Genomic DNA, 22,116 nt, shown 5'->3' with positions numbered 1-22,116 from the left:
GCACGGCGGGCCCGTGAGGACGGGACGGCGCGGAGGGGTCAGGCCACCAGGCGGGTGGGCTCGGGCTCGGTCGGCAGGCCGGCGGAGGCCCAGGCGCGGAAGCCGCCGTCGAGGTCGGTGGCGGTCAGGCCCAGCTGGCGCAGATCGCGGGCGGCGAGCGAGGAGGCGAAGCCCTCGTTGCAGACGACGACCACGAGGTCGCCGATCTCGGGGGCATCGGCCATGCGGTCGGGGCCGGTGGGATCCAGGCGCCATTCCAGCACCAGGCGGTCCACGACGACGGCGCCCGGGATGTGGCCCTCGACGTCGCGGGTGACGGCGGCGCGGATGTCGATCACGTGCGCTCCGTCCTTCTGCAGCGCGGGCAGATCGGCGGGCGCGATGCGGTCGATGCCGCGCCGGGACTCCGCGAGGACCTCCGCGATCGAGCGCGCGGGCTCGGGGGTGGAGCTGCGATGCGTGTTCATGGGGACAGTCTGCGCCCTCGGGGCGGCCCGATCCGGGAACGGCGCGACCCCGCGGATGTGAGACGGCCCCGGGCATGAGCCCGGGGCCGTGCTGCGGCGAGGTCCTCGCCGCATGCTCTGCGCGGTCCGGCCGCCGCGGTGGGTGGCCGTGCGCGGGGGTCAGCGGCTGCGGCGTCCCGCCCCGCGGGCGGACCCGGCGGAGAAGGTGGCCAGGCCGCCGGTGGTGCCGGAGGAGCCGGCGCCGGGGGAGCTGGTCGAGTACGTGGTCGCGCCGCGACCGCCGCCCGAGCGGCCGGAGCCGCCGGAGCGCCCCGCGCCGCCGGAGCGCCCGGCCCCGCCCGAGCGGCCGCCGCCGGAGCGTCCGCCGCGCGCGGCGGAGTCCTCGTGGCGCTTCTCGTCGCGACCGCGGCCGCCGCCGTTGTCGCCGCGGCCCCGGCCCTCGCCGGAGCCGCCGCGGCCGCCGGAGCCCCCGCGCCCGCCGCCGCCCCGACCGCCGTTGCCGCGGCCGCGCCCGGGCTCGCCGCGCGGGACGTCCGCGGGCTCGCCCTCGAGGATCTCGGCCGCACCGAAGACGCGCTCGCCGGGGGCGAGCTGCTCGAGCACGGGGCTCGTGGCGCGGACCTGCGCGTGGTAGGTCGGGGTGATGCGCGCCTTGCGCATCAGGTCGTGGACGTCCTTCTTCTGGTCGGGCGTCTGCACGGTGATGACGGTGCCGGACTCGCCGGCGCGCGCGGTGCGGCCCGAGCGGTGCAGGTACGCCTTGTGCTCGATCGGCGGGTCGGCGTGGACGACCAGGGCGACCTCGTCGACGTGGATGCCGCGGGCGGCGATGTCGGTGCACACCAGCGTCGGCGCGGTGCCGTTGCCGAAGGCCTCGAGGTTGCGGGTGCGGGCGCCCTGGGACAGGTTGCCGTGCAGCTCGACCGCGCCCACGCCCATGCGGGTCAGCTTGCGGGCGAGGTTCTTGGCCCCGTACTTGGTGCGGGTGAACATGATGGTGCGGCCCGGCGCGGCGGCCAGGTCGCGCAGCACGTCGAAGCGGGCGGCGCCGTCGACCTCGAGCACGTGGTGCTCCATGGTGCCCACGGGGCTGGAGGCCGGATCGGCCGAGTGCGTGACGGGGGAGTGCAGGTAGCGGGTGACCAGCTTCTGCACGCCGTCGTCGAGGGTCGCGGAGAACAGCATGCGCTGGCCGCGCTCGGGGGTCTTGTCGAGGATCTTGCGGACCATCGGCAGGAAGCCCATGTCGGCCATGTGATCGGCCTCGTCGAGGATCGTGATCTCGACGGCGGAGAGGTCCGCGTGGCCCTGGCCCATGAGGTCCAGCAGGCGGCCCGGGCAGGCGATGAGCACGTCGACACCGCCGGCGAGCGCATCGACCTGCGGGCGCTGGCCCACCCCGCCGAAGATGACGGCGCTGCGCAGCTTCGCGGCCTTCTCCAGCGGACGCAGCGACTCGCCGATCTGGGCGGCGAGCTCGCGGGTCGGGGCGAGGATCAGGGAGCGGGGGCGGCGCGCGGCGCGGCGGCGCGGATCCGCCAGGAGGCGGGCGACCAGCGGCAGCAGGAAGGCGTAGGTCTTGCCCGAGCCGGTGCGGCCACGGCCCAGCACGTCGCGGCCGGACAGCGAGTCCGGCAGCGTCGCGGCCTGGATGGGGGTCGGGGAGGTGATGCCCTGCGGCGCGAGCGCATCGATCAGGGCGGAGGGCACGCCGAGGCGCGCGAAATCAGAGGTGGTCACGAGGATCCGTTCTGGTGGAGGCTGCCCGCCCGGCGCGCTCGCTGCCGGGACGCTCGTTCCTTCCGGCGTCCCCACGGGCCCAGCGCTGTCTCCGCCTCAGGGGGAGGGCGGGACCTGGTGCCGCGACGGGGCGACGGCACTCGTGCTCCTCACACTAGTACGGGAGGGCCCCGCGGCGGCCGGTCGGGCCCGCCGATGTGACGAACCACCGGCTCCCCGGCCGGCGTTCCCACGTGGGAGTGAGCGTGCGTCGTGCACGTCGCGGACCAGTACCCTGGTCCGGTCGGGCCGCCGGGCCCGTCGGGGAGGAGAGGTGCCCGTGGCGCGCAGGGTGAGCATCAAGGACGTCGCGCAGCGCGCGGGCGTCTCCTGGAAGACGGTCTCCAACGTGGTCCATGACCGTCCCGTGGTGCGTCCGGACACCCGGGAGCGGGTGCTCGCCGCGATCGAGGAGCTGGGCTACGTACCCAACCTCGCGGCCCGCGACCTGCGCGGCGGTCCCACGCGCACCCTCAGCCTGGTCGTGCCGGAGCTCAGCAACCCCTACTTCGCGCGTCTGGCCGAGCGCATGCAGGCCGCCGCCCGCGAACGGGAGCACTCCGTGAGCGTCGAGGTCTCCCTCGGCTCGGCCGCGGTCGAGCGCATGCACGTGCTCGGCCAGGTGCCGCGCCCGGTGGACGCGGTGATCATCTCGCCCGCCGCGCTCTCGGCCGCCGATCTCGTCGCCCGCCGCTCCGGACCGCGGGTCGTGCTGCTGGGGGAGAGGATCCCCGCCGCGGAGAACGTCGTGCACGTGGCGATCGACAACATCGCCTCCGCCGCCGATGTGGTCCGCCATCTCGTGGACGCCGGCCGGTCCCGGCTGCTGTTCCTGGGCGCCGAGCGCACCCCGCCCTCGACCGGCGCCGATCGCACCGTCGGCCTGCGGGCCGCGATCCGCTTCGCGGGCCTGGACGCGGACCCGCAGCTGCTGCGGCCGGTCGAGCACTGGAACCGCGAGGGCGGCCGGGACGCCGCGCTCGCGGCGCTGGACGAGGGGCTGGAGATCGATGCCGTGGTCGCCGCGAACGACCTGCTGGGCATCGGCGCCCTCGAGGCCCTGCGCTCCCGGGGGATCTCCGTCCCCGAGGAGGTCGCCGTCGTGGGCTGGGACGACATCCCCGATGCCGCCTTCGCGGTGCCGCCCCTGAGCAGCGTCGCCCCGGACATCGACGCGCTCGTGCAGGCCGCCCTGGACGCCGCGCTGGCGCCCGAGGGGGACGGCGGCGGCGCAGGCTGCCCGGCCCCCGAGGTCGTGGTGCCCCACCGCCTGCTGGTGCGCGGCAGCTCCGCGGCCTCCTGATCCCCCCGCTTCCCGGGCTCGGGGCGCCGATCCCGGCGCGGATCGAGGAACTTTCTCGATTCTCACGTTGAAATCCGACCGGGAGTCGTGGTGGACTGGACCCGTCCGGACCACCGTCGTCCTCCCTCGATCAGGAGCCCTCGTGAGCACCTCCTCGCCCGCGGCCGCCGCGCTGCCCTCGCACCTCACCGACCTCTTCGCCGCCGCCGACTCCCTCGCCGCGCTGCTGGACGCGCCGGTCTCGGCCGCCGGGGACGTCCCCCGTCCCGAGCACCCGCGCCCGCAGCTGCATCGGCCCACCTGGCTGAACCTCAACGGCACCTGGCAGTTCGAGATCGACGGCGGGGACAGCGGCATCGACCGCGGCATCCTCGAGCGCGAGCTCGAGGGCGAGATCACCGTGCCCTTCGCGCCGGAGACCGAGGCCAGCGGCATCGGCACCCTCGACTTCCTCGAGGCCGTCTGGTACCGCCGCACCATCACGGTGCCCGCGGACTGGGAGGGCCTGCGCCCGATCCTCCGCTTCGGCGCCGTGGACCATGACGCGACGGTGTGGGCGAACGGCCAGGAGGTCGCCCGCCACCGCGGCGGCTTCACGCCCTTCAGCGCGGACCTCTCCGGCATCGCCCGCGCGGGCGAGGAGGTCGAGATCGTGGTGCGCGCCCGCGACCACCGCGACGCCCTGCAGGCCCGCGGGAAGCAGTCCGTCTGGTACCACGCCACCCACGCCACCTACCCGCGCACCACCGGGATCTGGCAGACGGTCTGGCTGGAGGGCGTGCCCGAGGTCGCCATCCGCTCCCTGCGCGTGATCCCCTCGCTCGCCGGATCCTCCTTCGCGATCGATGCGCCGCTCAGCGCGAACCGCCCCGGCACCGTCCTCGAGGTCCGCGCCTCGGTGCCCGGCGGCGAGGAGGTCGCCTCCGCCCAGGTGCGGGCCGACCTCGACCTCGCCCCGCACCTCGAGCTCGCGATCCCCGCCGAGCACGTGCGCGTCTGGGGGCCCGGCGCCCCGGAGCTGTACGCCCTGTCCGTGCGCCTGCTCGGGGCCGAGGGCGAGGTGCTGGACGAGGTCTCCTCGTACGCGGGCCTGCGCTCGACCTCCCTCGACGGCCGGGAATTCCGCATCAACGGCCAGAAGGTCTTCCAGCGGCTCGTGCTCGACCAGGGGTACTGGGCCGAGACCTACATGACCAGCCCCACCGACCGGGCCATGGTCGAGGACATCCGCCTGGCCTACGAGGCGGGTTTCAACGGCGCGCGCCTGCACCAGAAGGTCTTCGAGGAGCGCATGCTCTTCTGGGCCGACCTGCACGGGTACCTCGTGTGGGGCGAGTTCGGCGACTGGGGCGTCTCCGGCCGCGGCGGGCTGGGCCACAACCAGCAGCCCACCGCCGCGTTCATCGGCCAGTGGATCGAGGCGGTCGCGCGCGACATCAGCCACCCCAGCATCATCGGCTGGTGCCCGCTGAACGAGACGCACCAGGTCATCCACGACCGGCTGACCGTCCTCGACGACGTCACCCAGGCGATGTACGACGCGACCAAGCTCGCCGACCCATCCCGACCGGTGCTGGACGCCTCCGGCTACTCGCACCGCGTGCGCGGAGCCGACATCTACGACTCCCACTCCTACGAGCAGGACCCGGAGGCCTTCCGCGCGGAGCAGTCGGGCCTGGCGGAGGGGGCGCCGTACGTGAACCGCCGCGACCTCGCCCCGGACGAGATGCCCCACGCCGACGGCTCCTTCTCCCTGCCCTACGCCGGCCAGCCCTACTTCGTCTCGGAGTACGGCGGCATCTGGTGGAACGCCGAGGAGGCCCGCCGTGCGGCGGAGGAGGCCGGCAACAACGCGGCCGCGTCCTGGGGCTACGGCCAGCGCATCGGCAGCGAGGAGGAGCTGTACACGCGGTTCGAGGGCCTCACCCGCGTGCTGCTCGAGGACCCAGAGATGTTCGGCTACTGCTACACGCAGATGACCGACGTGTTCCAGGAGAAGAACGGCATCGTCGACTTCGCCCGCGGCCGCAAGCTGGACCTGGCCCGCCTGCGCGCCGTCCAGGAGCAGACCGCCGCCTACGAGCGGGACTGATCCCGACGAGTGCCGGGTGACGAGCCATCTGCCCCGCAGATCTGGCTCGTCACCCGGCACTCGCTCCGGTGGGGGAGGATCGGGGCATGCGCGCCATCTCCTACGCCGCCTTCGGCGGCACGCCCGAGCTCGTCGAGCTGCCCGATCCGATCGCCCCGCCGCGCGGCGCCGTCATCCGGGTGCACGCCACCGGGGTGTGCCGCAGCGACTGGCATGCCTGGCAGGGCCACGACGACTCCGTGACCCTTCCGCACGTGCCCGGCCATGAGTTCGCCGGCGTCGTCGAGCAGGTCTCCCCGGAGGTCACGCGCTTCGCCCCGGGCGATCGGGTCACCGCCCCGTTCATCCTCGCGTGCGGGCGCTGCGCGCAGTGCCGCGCCGGGGCCGGGCAGGTGTGCCCGCAGCAGCGCCAGCCCGGCTTCGACCTGCCCGGCTCCTACGCCGAGCGGGTCGTGGTCACCGAGGCGGACCACAACCTGGTGGCGCTGCCCGCGGGCATGGACATGGTCGCCGCCGCCGGGCTCGGCTGCCGCTTCGGCACCGCCTACCACGCCGTCCATGCGCAGGCCCGGCTGCGGGCGGGGGAGTCCCTCGCCGTCCTCGGCTGCGGCGGGGTGGGCCTCTCGGTCGTCCAGATCGCGGTCGCCGCGGGCGCGGAGGTGATCGCCGTGGACGTCTCGGCGGCGGCGCTCGGCGCGGCCCGGGAGCTCGGCGCGAGCATCGTGCCGGCCGGGCCGGAGGCTCCCTCGCGCGTGCGCGCGCTCACCGACGGCGGAGCCCACGTGAGCGTGGACGCCCTCGGCTCGGCGGCCACCGCCGCGGCCGCGATCTCGTGCCTGCGCCCGCGCGGCCGGCACATCCAGGTGGGCCTGCTGCTGGGGGCCGACGCCGACCCGCCGCTGCCGATGGGGCGGGTGATCGGCCAGGAGCTGCAGATCCTCGGCAGCCACGGCCTGCCGGTGGCGGAGTACGCGGCCATGCTCGCCGACATCGCGGCCGGGCGTCTGGACCCGCAGCGCGCCGTCGGCGCCGTGATCGGCCTGGAGGACCTGCCCGAGGCGCTCGCGGAGATGGGCGCCGGGGCGGGCGGCGCCGGCATGACCGTCGCGCGCCTCGCCCCCGCGCCCCGCACCGTCCCTGACTCCTCCCGAGCCTAGGGTCGCGCGCATCGGAGCACCCGTGACAGCTGTCAGGACTTCCGCACGCTCCGAGAACTGTCTATAGTGCATATAGACAGTAGATGCAGTCGAGGGCGGAGGGAGCGGTCATGGCGGATCTCGACGTGCCCCTGGACCCCTCGGCCCCCGAGCCGATCTACGCCCAGATCCGCGCCGGGATCGCCGCCGCCATCTCCCGCGGCGACCTCGAGCCCGGGCAGTCGCTGCCCTCGATCCGCGTCCTCGCGCGCGACCTGCGCGTCAGCGTCATCACGACCACCCGGGCCTACAACGAGCTCGTCGCCGACGGCCTCGTCGACGCCGTCCGCGGCAAGGGCGTCTTCGTCCGCGCGCAGGATCCCGCCGCCCTGCGCGAGAGGGCCCTTCCCCGCATCGACGAGGCGCTCGCCCAGGCCGCGAGCGCCGCCCGCGCCGCCCGCATGAGCGCCGAGGAGCTGCACGCGCGCCTCGACCTCGCCCTCGACCCCCCGAAGGATGACCGATGACCTCTGTCCCCGCCATCGCCGTCCGCGGCCTGCAGGTCCGGCTCCGTCCGCCGCGCAGGCCCGGCACCGCACCCGCGGCGATCCTGCGCGGTCTGAGCTTCACCGCTCCCGCCGGCCAGGTGACCGCGATCGTCGGAGCCAACGGCGCCGGCAAGACCACCGCGCTGCGCGCCATCATCGGTGCCGTCCCCGCGGCGGCCGGGAGCATCGAGGTGATGGGGCGCACCCTGGGCCCCGCCGACGTCCCGCTGCCGGAGGACGTCGCCGTCGTCGCCGACGCCTCCCCCTACCCGGACCACTGGACCGCCCACGACGTGGCCAGGCTGCACCAGAGCTGCGTGCCCCGCTTCTCCGTCCGCCGGTTCGGCGCCGAGCTGCGCGCGCACGAGGTCGACCTCGACGCCCGGATCCGCGACCTCTCCCGCGGGCAGGTCACGCAGCTCCTCGTCGCCGCGGCGCTCGCCTCCGCTCCGCGCCTGCTGATCCTCGACGAGCCGCTCGCCCGCCTGGATCCGCTGGCCCGCGAGGAGCTCGTGGACCGGCTGCGCACCCAGCTCGCGACCGAGGACACCACGATCGTCCTGACCACCCACGACCTCGACGGGATGGACCGCTTCGTGGACCATCTCGTCGTGATCGCCGACGGCCGCTGCGTCCTCGAGGGCGCGGTGGAGGACCTGCGCGACGAGCTGGTGCTGGTCGAGCTGCCCGGCATGCTCCCGTCCGGGCTCGTGCTGGAGGGGGCGGAGCAGATCGGCGACCTGACCCGCGGCCTGCTGCCCGCCGACGACGCGGCCGGGCTGCCGCCCGCGGCCCGTCTCCTGCGACCGGGGCTGACCGACCTCGTCACCGGCGCGCTGCGCCACGCCCGCGGAACAGACAGGACGAACCGATGACCACGACCACGTCACCGTCCCGGACCCGAGCCCTGCGCGCCCTGCGCGTCGAGCTGAGGCTGCACCGGGAGACGGTCGCCGGGACGGTCGCCTTCTCCGTGATCGCGCTCCTGGCCGCCGGTCTGCTGACGGACATCCTGATCTGGGTCGCGCCCCTGTGGGCGGCGCTCCTGTGGTACCGCCTGGGCCGCGAGGACGGCGAGCAGGCCGCGGACCTGCGGGCGGGCCTGAGCCTGTCCCGGGCCGATGCGCTGCGCGGCCGCGCAGCGCTGGTCGTCCTGATCTCCCTCGTCCTCACGGTCGTCACGGCGGTCGGCACGGGCATCGCCGACGCCGTCGACATGGACGGCGCGACCTCTCTGGTCGTCCTGGGCGGCACGGCCGAGGGCCCGATCGCGCCCGTCCCGCTGGCCCTGCCGATCGAGGCGCTGACGATCGGTCTGCAGCTCACCGTCACAGGGCTCATCGTGGGCAAGGAGTGCACGACCCGGCGCCCCAGCGCCTGGATGTGGCCGCTGTCGCTGATCAGCTACGGCGGAGCGGTCCTGCTGACCTCCCTGCTCGCCATGGCAGGCGGCTTCCTGGTGATCCAGCTGATGCCCCTCACCGAGCTCCCCTTCGAGCAGGGGATCCGGCTCTTCGGCCTCGCGCAGATCGTCCTGCTCGCGATCCTGCTGGTCCTCGCCCTGCAGCTGCTGCGCCGCCGCGTCCGCGTCTGGGCCGGGGCGCTCGATGCGGGCGGGGAGGTCTCGCGCGGCTGATCGCGCGGCTGAGCCGGTGCGGCGGGCCGGGGGCGCGCGCCGCGGCCGCGGGCCGCGGGTGCGGGCCGCCGGTGCGGGTCCGTCCCCGCTCTATGGAACGATTGCCCTCATGACGATCACCGCTGCCGCCGACGGCTCCGCCCTCGGCAATCCCGGGCCCGCCGGCTGGGCCTGGTACATCGACGAGGACACCTGGCGCGCGGGCGGCTGGCCCCACGGCACCAACAACATGGGCGAGCTCAAGGCCGTCCTGGACCTCCTCGAGGCCACCGCGGCGGATGCCGACCAGCACCTGCACATCCTGTGCGACAGCCAGTACGTCATCAACTCGGTGACGAAGTGGATGCCCGGCTGGAAGCGCAAGGGCTGGCGCAAGAAGGACGGCAAGCCCGTCATGAACGTCGAGCTGCTGCAGTCCATCGACCGCGCCCTGGCGGGCCGCAGCGTCGAGTTCGAATGGGTCAAGGGCCACGCCGGCCATGCCATGAACGAGGCCGCGGACCGCCGCGCGAACGCCGCCGCGACCGCCTTCTCGAAGGGCCGCGACCCCGAGGTCGGCCCCGGCTACCGGGCCGGATCCGGCGCGTCCGTGCCCGTGCCCGCCTCCCGGACCACGCCCCCCGAGAGCGCCCCCGCCGCGAGCGCCCCCGCCGCCCCCGCATCGGCCGCGCCGGAGCCGGAGGACCTCTTCGCCTACTTCGCGCCCGAGCCGGAGCCCGCGCCCGCCCCGGCGGCGGCTCCCCGCCGGGCCAGCGCCGCCTCGGCCCCGACGCCGATCGCGCCGGCGACCTCGGAGCTCGACGAGGTCACCCAGCGGGAGCTGGCGCTGCTCACCGACCTGGTGCGCGCCCAGCCCTCCCGGGCGGCGCAGCTGCTGCACCCCGACTTCACCGAGATCGGGGCCTCGGGCCGCGCCTGGACCCGCGAGGAGATCCTCGCCTCCCTCGGCCCCGTCCCCGGGACCACCGCGAGCGACCTGATCGCCGACGCCCTCGCGCCGGACGTCGTGCTCGTGCGCTACCGCACCGAGGACCGCTCCGGCGGCGCCGTGCGCACGGTGCTGCGCTCGAGCGTGTGGGTGCGCCATCAGGGCCAGTGGCTGCTGCGCCACCATCAGGGAACGCCGGCGCGGCCATGACCTCGCGCGGGGCCCCGGTGGCCGTCGCCGCGGTGCCCCTGGGCGAGCGCGCCGTCGGCCCGGACCTCGCGCGCGGCGCGGCGCTGCTCGGCATCGCCCTGGCCAACACCGTCGGCTGGATGTACGGCGGCGCCTGGACCGCGCTGGTCAAGCAGCGCGACGCCGGGGCGCTGGACCGCGCCGTCGACGCGGCGATGTCCCTGCTGGTGGACAACCGCGGCTTCCCGCTGTTCGCGATGCTGTTCGGCTACGGGATCGGCGTGCTGCTGCGCCGCGGCCGGGAGCGCGGCGAGACGCCCGGCCGGTTCCGGCGGCGCATGCTGCGCCGCCACCTGGTGCTGCTGGGCATCGGCCTCGCGCACGGCGTGCTGCTGTTCGCCGGCGACATCGTCGCCTCCTATGCCGTGATCGGCATGCTCGCGGTCCTGTTCGCGGACCGCCGCCGGATCCTCGTGATCGCGGCGGCGCTGCTGGCGAGCCCGATGCTGGCGATGTGGGGCTGGCTGGACGGGACCATCGGCCCCGCCGGCGGCGGGCGCCTGCCCGATGTCGAGGCCGCCACCTACGCCGACTCGGTGATGATCCGCGCCCAGGAGGTCGGCGTCGACCTGATGCTGCTCCCGGCGACGGATCTGGGCCTGCTCACCCCGATGCTGATCGGCGTGCTCCTGGCCCGCGTCCGGCTGCTCGAGGACGTGGCCCGCCACCGGGCGCTGCTGCGCCGCCTGTGGCGCACGCTGCTGCCGATCTCCCTGCTCGGCGCGCTCCCGCTCACCCTCGTGCTGGTCCTGGACCCGCGAGCGGAGCACCTGGGCAGCGAGACCCTGCGCGGGATCCTCGGCGTCGTGCACCAGCTGAGCGGGCTCGGCGGGGCCGTCGCCGGCGCGGCCCTCGCCGCGCTCGCCGCCGAGCGGCTCCACGGTCCGATCGTCGCGGCGCTCGCCGCGCTCGGCAGGATGTCCCTGACCGGGTACGTGCTGCAGTCGGTGATCGCCCTCGCCCTCTTCCCGGCCTTCACGCTGGGGCTCGGCGGACGCCTGGGCTCGGCAGGGGCCTCGGCCCTGATGGTGCTGGCCTGGGCGGCGGGGCTCGCCCTGGCGGTGGTGCTGGACCGCGCCGGCCGCCGCGGCCCCCTGGAGCACGTGCTGCGCTCCCTCGCGGCGCCGCCGCCCCCGCGGACGACGGGCGGTCGCGGATGACCCTGTTCGCCGACACCCCGCGCTGGGACAACCACGGCACCGTGTGGGGCCACCTGATCTCCGACACGTCCCTCGACGAGCTCCACGCCGGAGCCGACCGGGCGGGCCTCCCCGGCCGCGCCTTCGACCTGGACCACTACGACTGGCCGGTGGACGCGCGATGGCGGCTCGAGGCCCACGGTGTGACCATGGTCGGCAACCGGGAGCTCACGCGCGTGCTCCTCGCCTCCGGCCTGCGGGTGCCGCTGGCCCTCCGCGCCCGTGCCCGGGCCGAGCGCAGCGCCGCCGATGCCGCACGGCTGGGCCTGGATCGGGTGCCCCGCGACTTCATCTGGGGCCCGCGCGGCCACGTCGATCCGATGCCGGACCTGCCCGGCGCCTTCCGGATCAGCCGCGACGAGATCGCCCTGCCGCGCGTGCAGGCCCACGACGCCGCGGGGGAGCGGGCCGCCGCCGCGTTCCTGGAACGGGCCGATGCCCTCGCCCGGGCGGCGGGCCGTCCCTTCTGGCAGGGCCAGGTGATGGACGCGCCGTGAGCGCCGCCGCTGCCGGGGAGGGCCTCAGGGGGCGAGCACCTGGGCGAGGTGCGCCTCGAGGTCGGCGGTGAGGTCGATGCCGCGGTCGTAGAGCCACCGGTACTGCAGCCCGTCCCACAGGGCGATGCACAGCAGCGCCTCCTGCGCCGGGTCGCGGTGCGCGGGCAGGTCGCCGTCCTCCCGGGCGCGGGCGAACAGGGCCTCGCTGTCGGCGAGCACCGCCCGGAAGCGGTCGGCGACGTAGCCGTGCGCCGGGTGGGAGGCCGGAGCGGCCTCGCAGGACAGCACCGCGTACAGCTGGATCAGGCCCGGGGCGCGGCGCGCGGCCACCCGCGCCTGCTGCACCAGCAGGAGCAGTCCCTCGCGGCCGCCGGGCGGGCTCGGCCGGTGACCGGCCAGCGCCCGCAGCTCGCGGTCCCGGGCGTCGAGCACGGCCTCGACCAGCCCCTCCTTCGAGCCGAAGTGGTGCAGCACCGCGGCCTTGGACGCCCCGGCGGTCCGCGCGATCCGGGCGAGGGACGTCTCCGCGTAGCCGTCCTGCGCGAACAGGTCCGATGCCGCCGCGAGGATCTGTGCGCGGCGCTCCCGACCGGTGCGATAGCCGGAAGTGTCCGGCGGCACGGCCTCCGCCGCGACGTCCGGACCGGCTCCCGGCCCGGGCTCAGGGCCCTGCCCGGTCTCTGGACCCGGCCCGGGCTCTGGACCCGGCCCGGGGTCAGGACCAGGGCCGGCGGCAGGGTCCGGGGGAGCGGGTGGGGCGGCCGGCGGCTCCCGCCAGCGCTCTTCGAGGCGGCGCAGCAGGGCCGGGGTGTCGACCCGGTCGGGCAGGAACTGCTCCATGAGCTGCAGGCCGTCCCAGATCGCATCGAAGCGGCGCATCTCCGCGGCGGTGGCCCGGTCGGGGTGGATCGTCCCGGCCCGGCGCGCCCGGTCCAGGACGGCGAGGCTCTCGCGCTCGACCTCCGCGTAGCGCGCCGCCATCGCCGCATGCGAGGGATGCGAGGGCGTGGACGCCTCGCCGAGCAGGGCGGCGAACAGGGCGACGTAGCCGGGGGTCGCGGCGTTGCGGGCGGCGAGGGCGCTGAAGGGGAGCGTCCCGTCGCGGGCGACGGCGGGGAGGGCGCGGGCGTTCTCCGCCTCCATGCGCGCGAGCACCGCGGCCAGCAGCTCGTCGGTGGAGGAATAGTGCTTCGCCAGGCCCGGATGGCTGATGCCGGCGGCCGCGGCGACCTCGCGCAGGGAGGTCCCGCGGTAGCCCTGCTGGACGAACAGCGCCCGGGCGGCCTCGAGGATCCGCTCACGGGTGCGCTCGCGCTGCACCGTGCGGGGCGAGACCCCGGGGTCCGTGGTCACCCGGCTCCTCCTCGCCTCGGCGGTGGCATCGGCCGCGGGTGCGCCGACCGGTCCAGGATACCGTGAGTGACCACACGGTCAGGATTGGGTTTCCAAGCGGTCAATATCTGGGTACGATGCGGGCTGCGACGGCCTGCCGGCCCTCGCCTCCCCTCCGACGAAGGAATCCCATGGACAACGATGTTCTGCACTCGTCCCGCCTCACCCGTCGTGCGGGCCTCGCCGCCGCCGGCGGTCTCGGCCTGGCCGCGGCGACCGCATGGATCGGCCCCGCCGCCGCCCAGCCCGGCCAGGGCGCGGGCAGGGGCGCGGGCCACGGCGGGCGGAAGGCCGTCACCCTGCTGGTCACCCGCCACGGCAGGACGATGCTCAACACCCTGGACCGGGTCCAGGGCTGGTCGGACTCGCCGCTGACCGACGCCGGGGTCGCGGTGGCCGAGGACCTGGGCCGGGGCCTGGCCCTCGAGGGCGTCGAGATCGACGCCGTCCATTGCGGGGACATGGTCCGCCACCACCAGACCGCCTCGGCCGTGCTCGAGACCTTTGGCGCCGACCTCGAGCCGATCCGCGACGAGCGGCTGCGGGAGATCAGCTTCGGCAGCTACGAGGGCGAGCGGAACGGGGTCATGTGGACCGCGATCGCGCAATCCCTCGGCCACGCCTCGCAGGAGGAGCTCTTCGCCTCCCCGGACTTCGACATGAGCGTGGCGCTCGATGCGGGCGCGGCGCTCAGCGACGGCACGGCAGTCCCCGCGGAGACCTCCGCGGACTGCGCCGATCGCGCCCTCGCAGCCCTCGAGGAGATCGCGCAGTCGCGCACGAGGAAGGGCGGCACCGTCCTGGTCGTCACGAGCGGCCTGACGATCTACCTGGCCCTGCACGCCCTGGGCGCCGATCTCAGCTCCGTGACCGGCGGCTTCCACAACGCCTCCGTCTCCACCCTCACCTACCAGGAGGGCAGCTGGACCATCGGCGCCATCAACGACATGCACTACGTCGAGCAGGGCGCCGGCGCCTGAGCCGTCGCGGCCGCCCGGGGCGCCGGGGACGTCAGCGGTCCCCGGCGTCCCCCTCGGCGGCGGCCTGGGCCGCGGCGGCCTCCGCCTCCTCCGCCTCCGCGGCGGCCTGGTCGAGGTCCGCGGCGACGAGCTCGACGCGGAAGGTCGCGCCGCCGCCCGGGGTCTCGACCACGGAGATGCTCCCGCGATGCTGCTGGACGATGCTGGCGGCGATGGACAGGCCCAGGCCCGCGCCGCCGCCCTGGGAGGCGCTGCGCTGCCGGGAGGAGTCCGTGCGGTAGAAGCGCTCGAAGATCTTCTCGCGCTGCTCGGCGTCGATGCCCTCGCCGTGGTCGCGCACCTCGATCACGGTGCGGCCGGTCTCCTCGAGGGTGCCGACGGCGATCTCGACGGGGGAGCCCTTGGGGGTGTGGCGGTTGGCGTTGCCGACGAGGTTGAGGATCACCTGGCGAAGGGACGGCTCGTCGCCCATCACGCCCACCGCCACGTGCGGGGAGACGGTGAGCGGCGTCCCGGTCAGGGAGACGACCATGACCTGGCGGGTCGGGTCCAGGGCGCGCAGGTCCTGGGCGGCGTCGAAGAGCGCGTCGGAGATGTCCAGCGGCTCCAGGGCCAGGTCGGGGTTCTCGTCCAGGCGGGCCAGGCGCAGCAGGGACTCCACCAGGGACCCCATGCGGCGGGCCTCGTCCTCGATGCGGCGCATGGCCTGCGCGACGGAGTCGTCGGTGCCCAGCGCCCCCATCCGGTACAGCTCGCCGAAGCCGCGGATCGCGGCCAGCGGGGTGCGCAGCTCGTGGCTCGCATCGGAGACGAAGCGGCGCATGCGCGCCTCGGAGGCCGTCGCGCGGGACTCCGACTCGGACTGGGCGACGAAGCCCTGCTCGATGTGCACGAGCATCTCGTTCAGCGAGCGGGAGAGGCGGTGGACCTCCATGGAGGTCGTCGTCTCCGGGACACGGCGGGAGAGGTCGCCGGCGGCGATCTGCGCCGCGGTCGCCTCGACGTCGCGCAGCGGCTCCAGGGCGCGGTGCGCGATGTAGCCGCCGCAGCCCATGCCCATGAGCACCACTCCCGTGCCGACCAGCACGATGATCAGCGCCATCTCGTGCATGGTGCGGTCCACGCCGTCCAGCGGCAGGGCCACGAACACGCTGCCGCCGCCGGGGCTGCCGTTGATCATCGCCTTCACGCGCCATCGGCCCTCGGAGGAGTCGATGACGGTGAAGGGCTCCCCGCCGCGCTGGATGATCTGGGTCTCGGTGAGCTCCGGGAAGACCACCTCGACGGGCCGGTCGTCATGGCGATGGACGACCTGGCGCCGCGTGTTGCCGTCGTGATCGCGGATCTCCACGATGAAGTCGACGGGGGCGTAGGAGTCGCCCTCCTCGTCCGCCGCCTCCTGGTCGATCTCCGCGGCCGCCAGCGCCGTCATGTCCGTCATCGACCGCTCGAGCTCGTTGTCCACGCCCTGGATCAGGGTGCGGTTGAGCAGGAACAGCGACAGGCCGCCGGTCATGGTGGTGCCCAGCACCAGCAGCAGGGAGATCAGCGCGACGATCCGTGTCCACAGGGAGACGGGCCGGTCCGCGCGCAGCGAGGGGAAGGACAAGGCCTCAGGAGCCGTCGGCGGCGCGCAGCACGTAGCCGATCCCGCGCTTGGTGTGGATCATCGGGTCCCCGATGACGTCCACCTTCCGGCGCAGGTAGGAGATGTACGACTCGACGATGCCGACCTCGCCGGACCAGTCGTAGTCCCACACGTGGTCGAGGATCTGCGTCTTGGAGACCACCCGGCCCGCGTTGAGCATGAGGTAGCGCAGCAGCTTGAACTCCGTCGGCGACAGCTCGATGGAGACGTCGCCGCGATGGACCTCGTGGGAGTCCTCGTCCAGGCGCAGGTCGCCGACGACGAGGCTCGCGTCCACGGGCTCCTCCACCCCGCCGTGGGTGCGGCGCAGCACGGCCCGGATCCGCGCGACGACCTCCTCGAGGCTGAAGGGCTTGGTGACGTAGTCGTCCCCGCCCACCGTCAGGCCGGCGACCTTGTCCTTCGTCTCGTCCTTCGCGGTGAGGAAGAGGATCGGGTACAGCTCGCCGCGATCGCGCAGGCGCCGCGTCACGGTGAAGCCGTCCATGTCGGGCAGCATCACGTCCAGCACCATGAGGTCGGGCTGGTTCTCGGTCGCCTGGCGGATCGCCTCGTTGCCGGTCGCCGCGGTGAACACCTCGAAGCCTGCGAAGCGCAGGGAGGTGGCCAGCAGGTCGCGGATGTTCGGCTCGTCGTCGACGACGAGCAGGCGCGCCTCGAAGTCCTGGGGGGTGTCGATGGTCATGACCCCACCGTGATCCTCGAACGTGGGAGTTCGCTGGACGGTTGCTGGACGTGGGGCGCGGCGGCCGCGCGGATCAGCGCTCGATCGCGGAGCGGATGCGCTTCTCGTTCTTGCGCATCTTCCGGATCGTCCACGACAGCTGCATGATCCGCACCGACCCGACCAGCGCCATCACCAGCGCGCCGGCGATCGCCGCGAGCAGCATCGCCACGCCCAGCGGCAGCGAGAACTGCGCGCCGAAGTACTCGAAGCCGGCCGGGACGTTGTTCTGGATCACGAAGATCAGCAGCAGGATCAGCACGATGGCCCCGAGGATCAGCGAGATCCACAGGCCGACGGACAGCCCTCCGGGGCGGGCGTCGTCCTCCGGCGGCAGCTCCGGCCGGGGGCGGGGAGCGGGCTCTTGGCGCGGGGCCGCCTCGGGCCGCGGGGCGGCGGGGCCCGCCGTATCGGCCGGGGTCGACTCGATCGAGGCGGAGTCCGCGGAGCGCGAGATCGGGTGCGCGGCCGCGTCCTCGCGGGAGGCATCGGCCGGATCGAGGGGGTTGCGGGGGTCGGTCGGCTGGTTCACCGCAGGCTCCTGAGGTCTCGGGGAAGGGTTCGTGCGCTCCCGATCCTGCCACTCCGGGGCCCCGATGTCCTCACATCGCTCCTCAGACGGCGTCGCGCGGCGCCGGGCCGACCTCGTCGGCCTCGACGATCCGGTAGGCGTAGCCCTGCTCGGCGAGGAAGCGCTGGCGGTGCGCGGCGAAGTCCTGGTCCACGCTGTCGCGGGTGACCACGGTGTAGAAGTGCGCGGAGCGCCCGTCGGACTTGGGCCGCAGCAGCCGCCCCAGGCGCTGGGCCTCCTCCTGGCGCGAGCCGAAGGCTCCGGAGACCTGCACCGCGACCGAGGCCTCCGGCAGGTCGATCGAGAAGTTCGCGACCTTGGAGACGACCAGGCGGTCGATCTCGCCGCCCCGGAAGGCGTCGAACAGCTCCTGGCGCCTCCTCACGCTGGTGCGGCCGGTGATGAGCTCGGCCCCCAGGCGCTGCGCGATCTCCTCGAGCTGGTCGAGGTACTGGCCGATGACCAGCATCGGCTCGCCCACATGGCGCCGGGAGACCTGCTCGACGACGTCCACCTTGCGGGGGTGGCAGGCCGCCAGCCGGGCCCGGTCCGTCGGCTCGGCCATCGCGTACGCCATCCGCTCGGACTCGCGCAGGTCCACTCGCACCTCGGTGCACTCGGCCGGGGCGATGTAGCCCTGGCTCTCGATGTCCTTCCACGGGGCGTCGTAGCGCTTGGGGCCGATGAGCGAGAACACCTCGTCCTCGCGGCCGTCCTCGCGCACCAGCGTCGCGGTCAGGCCCAGGCGGCGGCGGGCCTGCAGGTCCGCGGTCATCCGGAACACCGGCGCCGGCAGCAGATGCACCTCGTCGTAGACGATGAGTCCCCAGTCGCGGGCGCTCATCAGCTCCAGATGGGGATGCACGCCCTTCCGCTTGGTGGTGAGCACCTGGTAGGTGGCGATGCTGACGGGCCGGATCTCCTTGCTCGCCCCCGAGTACTCGCCGATCTCCTCCGGGGTGAGGGTGGTGCGGGCCAGCAGCTCGGCCCGCCACTGCCGGGCCGAGACGGTGTTGGTCACGAGGATCAACGTGGTGCGGCCCATGGCCGCCATCGCCCCGGCCCCCACCAGCGTCTTCCCGGCGCCGCAGGGGAGCACGACCACGCCGCTGCCACCGTGGCGGAAGGCGTCCACGGCCTCGGCCTGGTACGGGCGCAGCTGCCAGCCGTCCTCCGCGAGGCCGATGGGATGGGACTCGCCGTCGACGTAGCCGGCGAGATCCTCGGCGGGCCAGCCGATCTTCAGCAGGGCCTGCTTGAGGGCGCCGCGCTCGGAGGGATGGACTGCCACGGTCCGCTCGTCGATCCGGGCGCCGAGCATGCCGGCGATCCGGCGGGAGCGGACGACCTCCTCGAGCACCGCGCGGTCCAGCCCGTGCAGCACCAGGCCGTGCGCGGCATCGGCCCGCAGCTGCAGGCGGCCGTAGCGGTCCATCGTGTCCGCGACGTCGATGAGCAGGGCGTGGGGGACGGGGTAGCGGGAGTTCTCGACGAGGGCCGCCACGACGCTCTCCGCGTCGAACCCGGCCGCGCGCGCGTTCCACAGCCCCAGGTTCGTGATCCGGTAGGTATGGATGTGCTCCGGGGAGCGCTCCAGCTCGGCGAAGGCGGCGATCGCGGCCCGCGCCTGCTGCGCCTGCGGATGCCCCACCTCGAGCAGGAGGGACTTGTCGCTCTGGACGATGAGGGGGCCGTCGGTCATCGCACCAGGCTACGGCGTGCGATGGGCGACGGCCCCCGGGAGGTGATCAGATCATCGGCGCCGACCGGGTCAGCGGGCGGCCTCCGGATCGGGCAGCTCGCGGCGGCTCAGGCGCTCGTACATCCCCAGCGTGAACAGGTACCCCAGCGGGATCGACACGACCAGCGTGACCACCAGGATCCCGCCGACGTACGAGATCGCCATCAGCACGAGGTAGGCCACGAGCGAGGCGCCGATGTTGTTCTTGACCAGCGTGAAGCTCTCCTTCATCGCCTCCACCGGCGAGGCCCCGCGCGACGCGGCGGCCGGGGCGAACAGCAGCAGCAGAGCGGCCACGAGGCCCGGGAGGTAGAACAGCACGCTGCCGACGAGCACGATCAGCCCCGTCAGCAGGAACGTCAGGACGACGCGGCCGGTGCCGATGAAGCCCTGGCCCACCGTGGGGCGGCGCAGCTCGAGGATGCTCTGCCCGACGCGGTAGACGCCCGAGGCCCACACCACCGTGACCGGCACCAGGAGCAGGAGGATCCCGAAGAAGGCGGCATAGGCGCCGAGCATGCCGCCGACCATCACGGACTCGTCGGGCTCGCTCCCCGGGGTCATGGTCGCGAAGACGGCCGCCATGATGCCGAACATCGCGGCCATGGCGATGCCCGTGATCACCGCCATCAGGATGCCGTAGACGACGCCCGGGACGACGACCGCCGCCACGTTGGTGCGCAGCGTGTTCCACGCGAAGCCGAACCCGGCGCTGATGTCGTCGCCCAGCGAGGTGCCCGGGGCCGGGCGCGGCGCCCCGCCGGGCTGCGCGGGAGCCTGCTGGGCCGGCTGCGTGTACGGGGAGCCGGGGCCCGGCTGGGCGTACGGCGAGCCCGCGGCGGGCGGGGCGAAGGGGTCGTTCCCGGCGGTCCCCGGAGCCGGGGACGGGGCGGGCTGGGCATAGGGGTCGCCGGCCGAGGGCTGGCCGAACTGCGGCGGCTGGGATGCGGAGCTCATGCGTGTCCTTGATCGAACGTGTCCAGGGGAGAGGTCCGCCACAGACTACGGCGCGCGCTCGCGCGCGCGAAACCGCATCCGCCCGCCGCGACGCCGCCCCCGCCTGCATCGTCGCGTGCGGACGGGGTCGCGGGATCTCACGGGATGGGCCCGACATGGGCGCCAGCCCCTCCCGGCGACCGGGGAACCTAGAATGGGGCCCGATGGCCGGGGTGCCGCCGTGCGGAACGACGCCGGCACACCTCCGTGCACCCCGCCGACAGGTCCTCGACCCAAGGAGAATCCATGGCAACCTTCGCCGCATCCCCCGCCAACGCTGCCGATATCGGCGTCACCGGTATGGCGGTGATGGGCTCGAACCTCGCGCGCAACCTGGCGCGCAACGGGTTCAAGGTCGCGATCCACAACCGCAGCGTCGGCAAGACCGAGAAGGTCATCGACTCCTACGGCGACGAGGGCGAGTTCTTCCCGTCCGAGTCCACCGCGGACTTCGTCGCCTCGCTGCAGAAGCCGCGCGTCGCGATCATCATGGTGAAGGCCGGCGGCCCCACCGACGCCGTCATCGATGAGCTCGCCGAGCACATGGAGGAGGGCGACATCATCGTCGACGCGGGCAACGCCCTGTTCTCCGACACCCGCCGCCGCGAGGCCGCGCTGCGCGAGAAGGGCCTGCACTTCGTGGGCACCGGCGTCTCCGGCGGCGAGGAGGGCGCGCTCAACGGCCCGTCCATCATGCCCGGCGGCACCAAGGAGTCCTACGACCGCCTCGGCCCGATGTTCGAGAAGATCTCCGCGCACGTGGACGGCGTCCCCTGCTGCACCCACGTCGGCGCCGACGGCGCCGGCCACTTCGTGAAGATGGTCCACAACGGCATCGAGTACGCCGACATGCAGGTCATCTCCGAGGCCTACGACCTCATGTCCAAGGCGCTGGGCAAGCCCGCCTCCGAGATCGGCGACGTCTTCGCCGAGTGGAACAAGGGCGACCTCGAGTCCTTCCTCATCGAGATCACCGCCGAGGTCCTCCACCACACCGACGCCACCTCCGGCAAGGCCTTCGTGGACGTCATCCTCGATCAGGCCGCCCAGAAGGGCACCGGCGCCTGGACCGTGCAGACCGCGCTCTCCCTGGGCGTCCCGGTCACCGGCATCGCCGAGGCCACCTTCGCCCGCTCCGTCTCCGGCTCCGTGCCGCAGCGCGAGGCCGGCCGCGCGGTCCTCCCGGCCGAGACCCAGGACCTCGCCGTCCTGGACGAGGCCTCCTTCATCGACGACCTGCAGAAGGCGCTGTACGCCGCGAAGCTCGTGTCCTACTCGCAGGGCTTCGACGAGATCTCCGCCGGTGCGCAGGAGTACGGCTGGGACATCGACCTGGGCGCCATGGCCCGCATCTGGCGCGGCGGCTGCATCATCCGCGCGAAGTTCCTCAACCGCATCACGGAGGCGTACGAGCGCAACGCGACCCTCCCGCTGCTGCTGGCCGACGAGTACTTCACCGCCGAGATCACCAAGTGCATCCCGGCCTGGCGCCGCGTGGTGGCCTTCGCCGCCGCCAACGGCATCCCGGTCCCGGTGTTCTCCTCGACCCTGTCCTACTACGACGCGGTCCGCGCCGAGCGTCTGCCGGCCGCCCTGGTCCAGGCGCAGCGCGACTTCTTCGGCGCGCACACCTACAAGCGCGTCGACGGCGAGGGCACCTTCCACGTCGAGTGGTCCGAGGATCGTCGCGAGACCAACCAGGACGCCTGATACACCCCTGCCCGGGGTCCCCTGCGGGATCCCGGGCGCCGGGCCTCCCGCGAGGCCCCGGAGCATGAGAAGAGCCCGGACCGCTGAGGTCCGGGCTCTTCTGTCTGCCGTCGTGCGGTCAGTACGTGGACATCGTGCCCACGGAGGCGACCAGCACCACCTGGACGATGATCAGGATGATCGCGAGGACCCAGCAGATCACGAGGACGATCCACGCCCACTTGGTGAACTTCTGGGCGGTCAGGGGCTCGGTGTCGGCCTTGAGGTAGCCGAGGAGGCCGAGGATGCCGGGAAGCACGCCACCGCAGACGAAGCCCACGATCGTGACGATGAGGGCCTTCTTCTTGATGGACTCGATGTCGGCGGAGGGGGAGAAGTTGGTCATGGTTGGTCCCTTCAGGGTCGGGCGGCGAGCCTGCCGCTCTGGCTCTGTGAGTCGCCGTGGCTCGGGTCCGCTCGGCGCAGTACCTGAGCATAACCCTGAGAAGGTCCTGAGCCCATGGGGAGGAGTCCCCATGGA

20 protein-coding genes are annotated in these 22,116 nt (G+C 74.0%); 11 read left to right on the top strand and 9 right to left on the bottom strand.

Annotated features, from left to right (window positions below):
• Window positions 1-38 precede the first annotated feature (38 nt).
• Both ABD234_RS09415 and ABD234_RS09410 read right to left on the bottom strand, forming a co-directional pair.
• The gene (locus ABD234_RS09415; protein ID WP_084148402.1) at window positions 39-467 is read right to left on the bottom strand and encodes a rhodanese-like domain-containing protein; all 429 of its coding nucleotides are present in this window, start codon (window positions 465-467) and stop codon (window positions 39-41) included.
• Window positions 468-626: 159 nt separating this feature from the next.
• Window positions 627-2,207, bottom strand: a complete 1,581-nt coding sequence (locus tag ABD234_RS09410) for a DEAD/DEAH box helicase (RefSeq protein WP_344355497.1) — start codon at window positions 2,205-2,207, stop codon at window positions 627-629.
• Between the two features lie 319 nt (window positions 2,208-2,526).
• On the opposite strand from ABD234_RS09410, the gene ABD234_RS09405 reads away from it, so the two are divergent.
• The 9 genes from ABD234_RS09405 to ABD234_RS09365 all read left to right on the top strand — a co-directional run bounded on the left by ABD234_RS09405 (window position 2,527) and on the right by ABD234_RS09365 (window position 11,834).
• Window positions 2,527-3,549 carry a LacI family DNA-binding transcriptional regulator gene (locus ABD234_RS09405; RefSeq protein WP_344355495.1) on the top strand — a complete coding sequence of 341 codons (1,023 nt, stop codon included), beginning with the start codon at window positions 2,527-2,529 and terminating at the stop codon, window positions 3,547-3,549.
• A 142-nt stretch (window positions 3,550-3,691) separates the two neighbouring features.
• Window positions 3,692-5,641, top strand: a complete 1,950-nt coding sequence (locus ABD234_RS09400) for a glycoside hydrolase family 2 protein (protein ID WP_425546781.1) — start codon at window positions 3,692-3,694, stop codon at window positions 5,639-5,641.
• Between the two features lie 86 nt (window positions 5,642-5,727).
• The gene (locus tag ABD234_RS09395; RefSeq protein ID WP_344355492.1) at window positions 5,728-6,798 is read left to right on the top strand and encodes an alcohol dehydrogenase catalytic domain-containing protein; all 1,071 of its coding nucleotides are present in this window, start codon (window positions 5,728-5,730) and stop codon (window positions 6,796-6,798) included.
• A gap of 110 nt (window positions 6,799-6,908) precedes the next feature.
• Window positions 6,909-7,304 carry a GntR family transcriptional regulator gene (locus tag ABD234_RS09390; protein WP_038371186.1) on the top strand — a complete coding sequence of 132 codons (396 nt, stop codon included), beginning with the start codon at window positions 6,909-6,911 and terminating at the stop codon, window positions 7,302-7,304.
• On the top strand, window positions 7,301-8,200 hold the full coding sequence (locus ABD234_RS09385) for an ATP-binding cassette domain-containing protein (protein WP_344355488.1): 900 nt from the start codon (window positions 7,301-7,303) through the stop codon (window positions 8,198-8,200). Before ABD234_RS09390 ends, ABD234_RS09385 begins: the two co-directional genes overlap by 4 nt.
• Window positions 8,197-8,961 carry a hypothetical protein gene (locus ABD234_RS09380; RefSeq protein WP_344355486.1) on the top strand — a complete coding sequence of 255 codons (765 nt, stop codon included), beginning with the start codon at window positions 8,197-8,199 and terminating at the stop codon, window positions 8,959-8,961. The genes ABD234_RS09385 and ABD234_RS09380 overlap by 4 nt, the downstream gene beginning before the upstream one ends.
• A 109-nt stretch (window positions 8,962-9,070) precedes the next feature.
• Window positions 9,071-10,099 carry an RNase H family protein gene (locus ABD234_RS09375; RefSeq protein WP_344355484.1) on the top strand — a complete coding sequence of 343 codons (1,029 nt, stop codon included), beginning with the start codon at window positions 9,071-9,073 and terminating at the stop codon, window positions 10,097-10,099.
• Window positions 10,096-11,298: a DUF418 domain-containing protein gene (locus ABD234_RS09370; RefSeq protein ID WP_344355482.1), complete on the top strand. Its 1,203-nt coding sequence runs from the start codon at window positions 10,096-10,098 to the stop codon at window positions 11,296-11,298. Before ABD234_RS09375 ends, ABD234_RS09370 begins: the two co-directional genes overlap by 4 nt.
• Complete coding sequence (locus tag ABD234_RS09365) at window positions 11,295-11,834, top strand: DUF4031 domain-containing protein (RefSeq protein ID WP_344355480.1); 540 nt, start codon at window positions 11,295-11,297, stop codon at window positions 11,832-11,834. Before ABD234_RS09370 ends, ABD234_RS09365 begins: the two co-directional genes overlap by 4 nt.
• A gap of 24 nt (window positions 11,835-11,858) precedes the next feature.
• On the opposite strand, the gene ABD234_RS09360 is transcribed toward ABD234_RS09365, so the two are convergent.
• Window positions 11,859-13,187 carry a TetR/AcrR family transcriptional regulator gene (locus ABD234_RS09360; protein WP_344355477.1) on the bottom strand — a complete coding sequence of 443 codons (1,329 nt, stop codon included), beginning with the start codon at window positions 13,185-13,187 and terminating at the stop codon, window positions 11,859-11,861.
• Between the two features lie 170 nt (window positions 13,188-13,357).
• Between ABD234_RS09360 and ABD234_RS09355 the strand changes: the two genes are divergently transcribed.
• Window positions 13,358-14,206 (top strand): histidine phosphatase family protein, encoded by an 849-nt coding sequence (locus tag ABD234_RS09355; RefSeq protein ID WP_344355475.1) that lies wholly within the window; start codon window positions 13,358-13,360, stop codon window positions 14,204-14,206.
• 31 nt (window positions 14,207-14,237) lie between these two features.
• Here the strand turns inward: ABD234_RS09355 and ABD234_RS09350 are convergent, their stop codons facing one another.
• From ABD234_RS09350 to ABD234_RS09330, 5 genes are all read right to left on the bottom strand, one after another.
• A complete protein-coding gene (locus tag ABD234_RS09350) occupies window positions 14,238-15,815 on the bottom strand; it encodes a sensor histidine kinase (protein WP_344355472.1) in 1,578 nt (525 codons plus the stop codon).
• Window positions 15,816-15,819: 4 nt separating this feature from the next.
• The gene (locus ABD234_RS09345) at window positions 15,820-16,539 is read right to left on the bottom strand and encodes a response regulator transcription factor (RefSeq protein ID WP_038371190.1); all 720 of its coding nucleotides are present in this window, start codon (window positions 16,537-16,539) and stop codon (window positions 15,820-15,822) included.
• Window positions 16,540-16,612: 73 nt separating this feature from the next.
• Complete coding sequence (locus tag ABD234_RS09340; protein ID WP_344355469.1) at window positions 16,613-17,110, bottom strand: LapA family protein; 498 nt, start codon at window positions 17,108-17,110, stop codon at window positions 16,613-16,615.
• A gap of 82 nt (window positions 17,111-17,192) precedes the next feature.
• The gene (locus ABD234_RS09335) at window positions 17,193-18,851 is read right to left on the bottom strand and encodes a DNA repair helicase XPB (protein ID WP_344355467.1); all 1,659 of its coding nucleotides are present in this window, start codon (window positions 18,849-18,851) and stop codon (window positions 17,193-17,195) included.
• Window positions 18,852-18,920: 69 nt separating this feature from the next.
• A complete protein-coding gene (locus tag ABD234_RS09330) occupies window positions 18,921-19,847 on the bottom strand; it encodes a hypothetical protein (protein WP_344355464.1) in 927 nt (308 codons plus the stop codon).
• Window positions 19,848-20,132: 285 nt separating this feature from the next.
• Between ABD234_RS09330 and gndA the strand changes: the two genes are divergently transcribed.
• Window positions 20,133-21,596: an NADP-dependent phosphogluconate dehydrogenase gene (gndA, locus tag ABD234_RS09325; protein WP_038371193.1), complete on the top strand. Its 1,464-nt coding sequence runs from the start codon at window positions 20,133-20,135 to the stop codon at window positions 21,594-21,596.
• Between the two features lie 118 nt (window positions 21,597-21,714).
• Here the strand turns inward: gndA and ABD234_RS09320 are convergent, their stop codons facing one another.
• Window positions 21,715-21,981 (bottom strand): hypothetical protein, encoded by a 267-nt coding sequence (locus tag ABD234_RS09320; RefSeq protein ID WP_344355460.1) that lies wholly within the window; start codon window positions 21,979-21,981, stop codon window positions 21,715-21,717.
• Window positions 21,982-22,116: the final 135 nt, after the last annotated feature.

Origin of the sequence: Brachybacterium phenoliresistens, assembly GCF_039530785.1 — a bacterium.
GTDB classification, from domain to species: Bacteria; Actinomycetota; Actinomycetes; order Actinomycetales; family Dermabacteraceae; genus Brachybacterium; species Brachybacterium phenoliresistens.
This window is presented reverse-complemented; position numbering and strand designations above follow the sequence as displayed.

Coding starts and splice junctions, on each gene's coding strand:
- ABD234_RS09395 (WP_344355492.1), top strand. CDS start 5,728: ATGCGCGCCATCTCCTACGCCGCCTTCGGCGGCACGCCCGAGCTCGTC.
- ABD234_RS09380 (WP_344355486.1), top strand. CDS start 8,197: ATGACCACGACCACGTCACCGTCCCGGACCCGAGCCCTGCGCGCCCTG.
- ABD234_RS09375 (WP_344355484.1), top strand. CDS start 9,071: ATGACGATCACCGCTGCCGCCGACGGCTCCGCCCTCGGCAATCCCGGG.
- gndA (WP_038371193.1), top strand. CDS start 20,133: ATGGCAACCTTCGCCGCATCCCCCGCCAACGCTGCCGATATCGGCGTC.
- ABD234_RS09345 (WP_038371190.1), bottom strand. CDS start 16,539: ATGACCATCGACACCCCCCAGGACTTCGAGGCGCGCCTGCTCGTCGTC.
- ABD234_RS09415 (WP_084148402.1), bottom strand. CDS start 467: ATGAACACGCATCGCAGCTCCACCCCCGAGCCCGCGCGCTCGATCGCG.
- ABD234_RS09330 (WP_344355464.1), bottom strand. CDS start 19,847: ATGAGCTCCGCATCCCAGCCGCCGCAGTTCGGCCAGCCCTCGGCCGGC.
- ABD234_RS09355 (WP_344355475.1), top strand. CDS start 13,358: ATGGACAACGATGTTCTGCACTCGTCCCGCCTCACCCGTCGTGCGGGC.
- ABD234_RS09385 (WP_344355488.1), top strand. CDS start 7,301: ATGACCTCTGTCCCCGCCATCGCCGTCCGCGGCCTGCAGGTCCGGCTC.
- ABD234_RS09335 (WP_344355467.1), bottom strand. CDS start 18,851: ATGACCGACGGCCCCCTCATCGTCCAGAGCGACAAGTCCCTCCTGCTC.
- ABD234_RS09365 (WP_344355480.1), top strand. CDS start 11,295: ATGACCCTGTTCGCCGACACCCCGCGCTGGGACAACCACGGCACCGTG.
- ABD234_RS09320 (WP_344355460.1), bottom strand. CDS start 21,981: ATGACCAACTTCTCCCCCTCCGCCGACATCGAGTCCATCAAGAAGAAG.
- ABD234_RS09390 (WP_038371186.1), top strand. CDS start 6,909: ATGGCGGATCTCGACGTGCCCCTGGACCCCTCGGCCCCCGAGCCGATC.
- ABD234_RS09370 (WP_344355482.1), top strand. CDS start 10,096: ATGACCTCGCGCGGGGCCCCGGTGGCCGTCGCCGCGGTGCCCCTGGGC.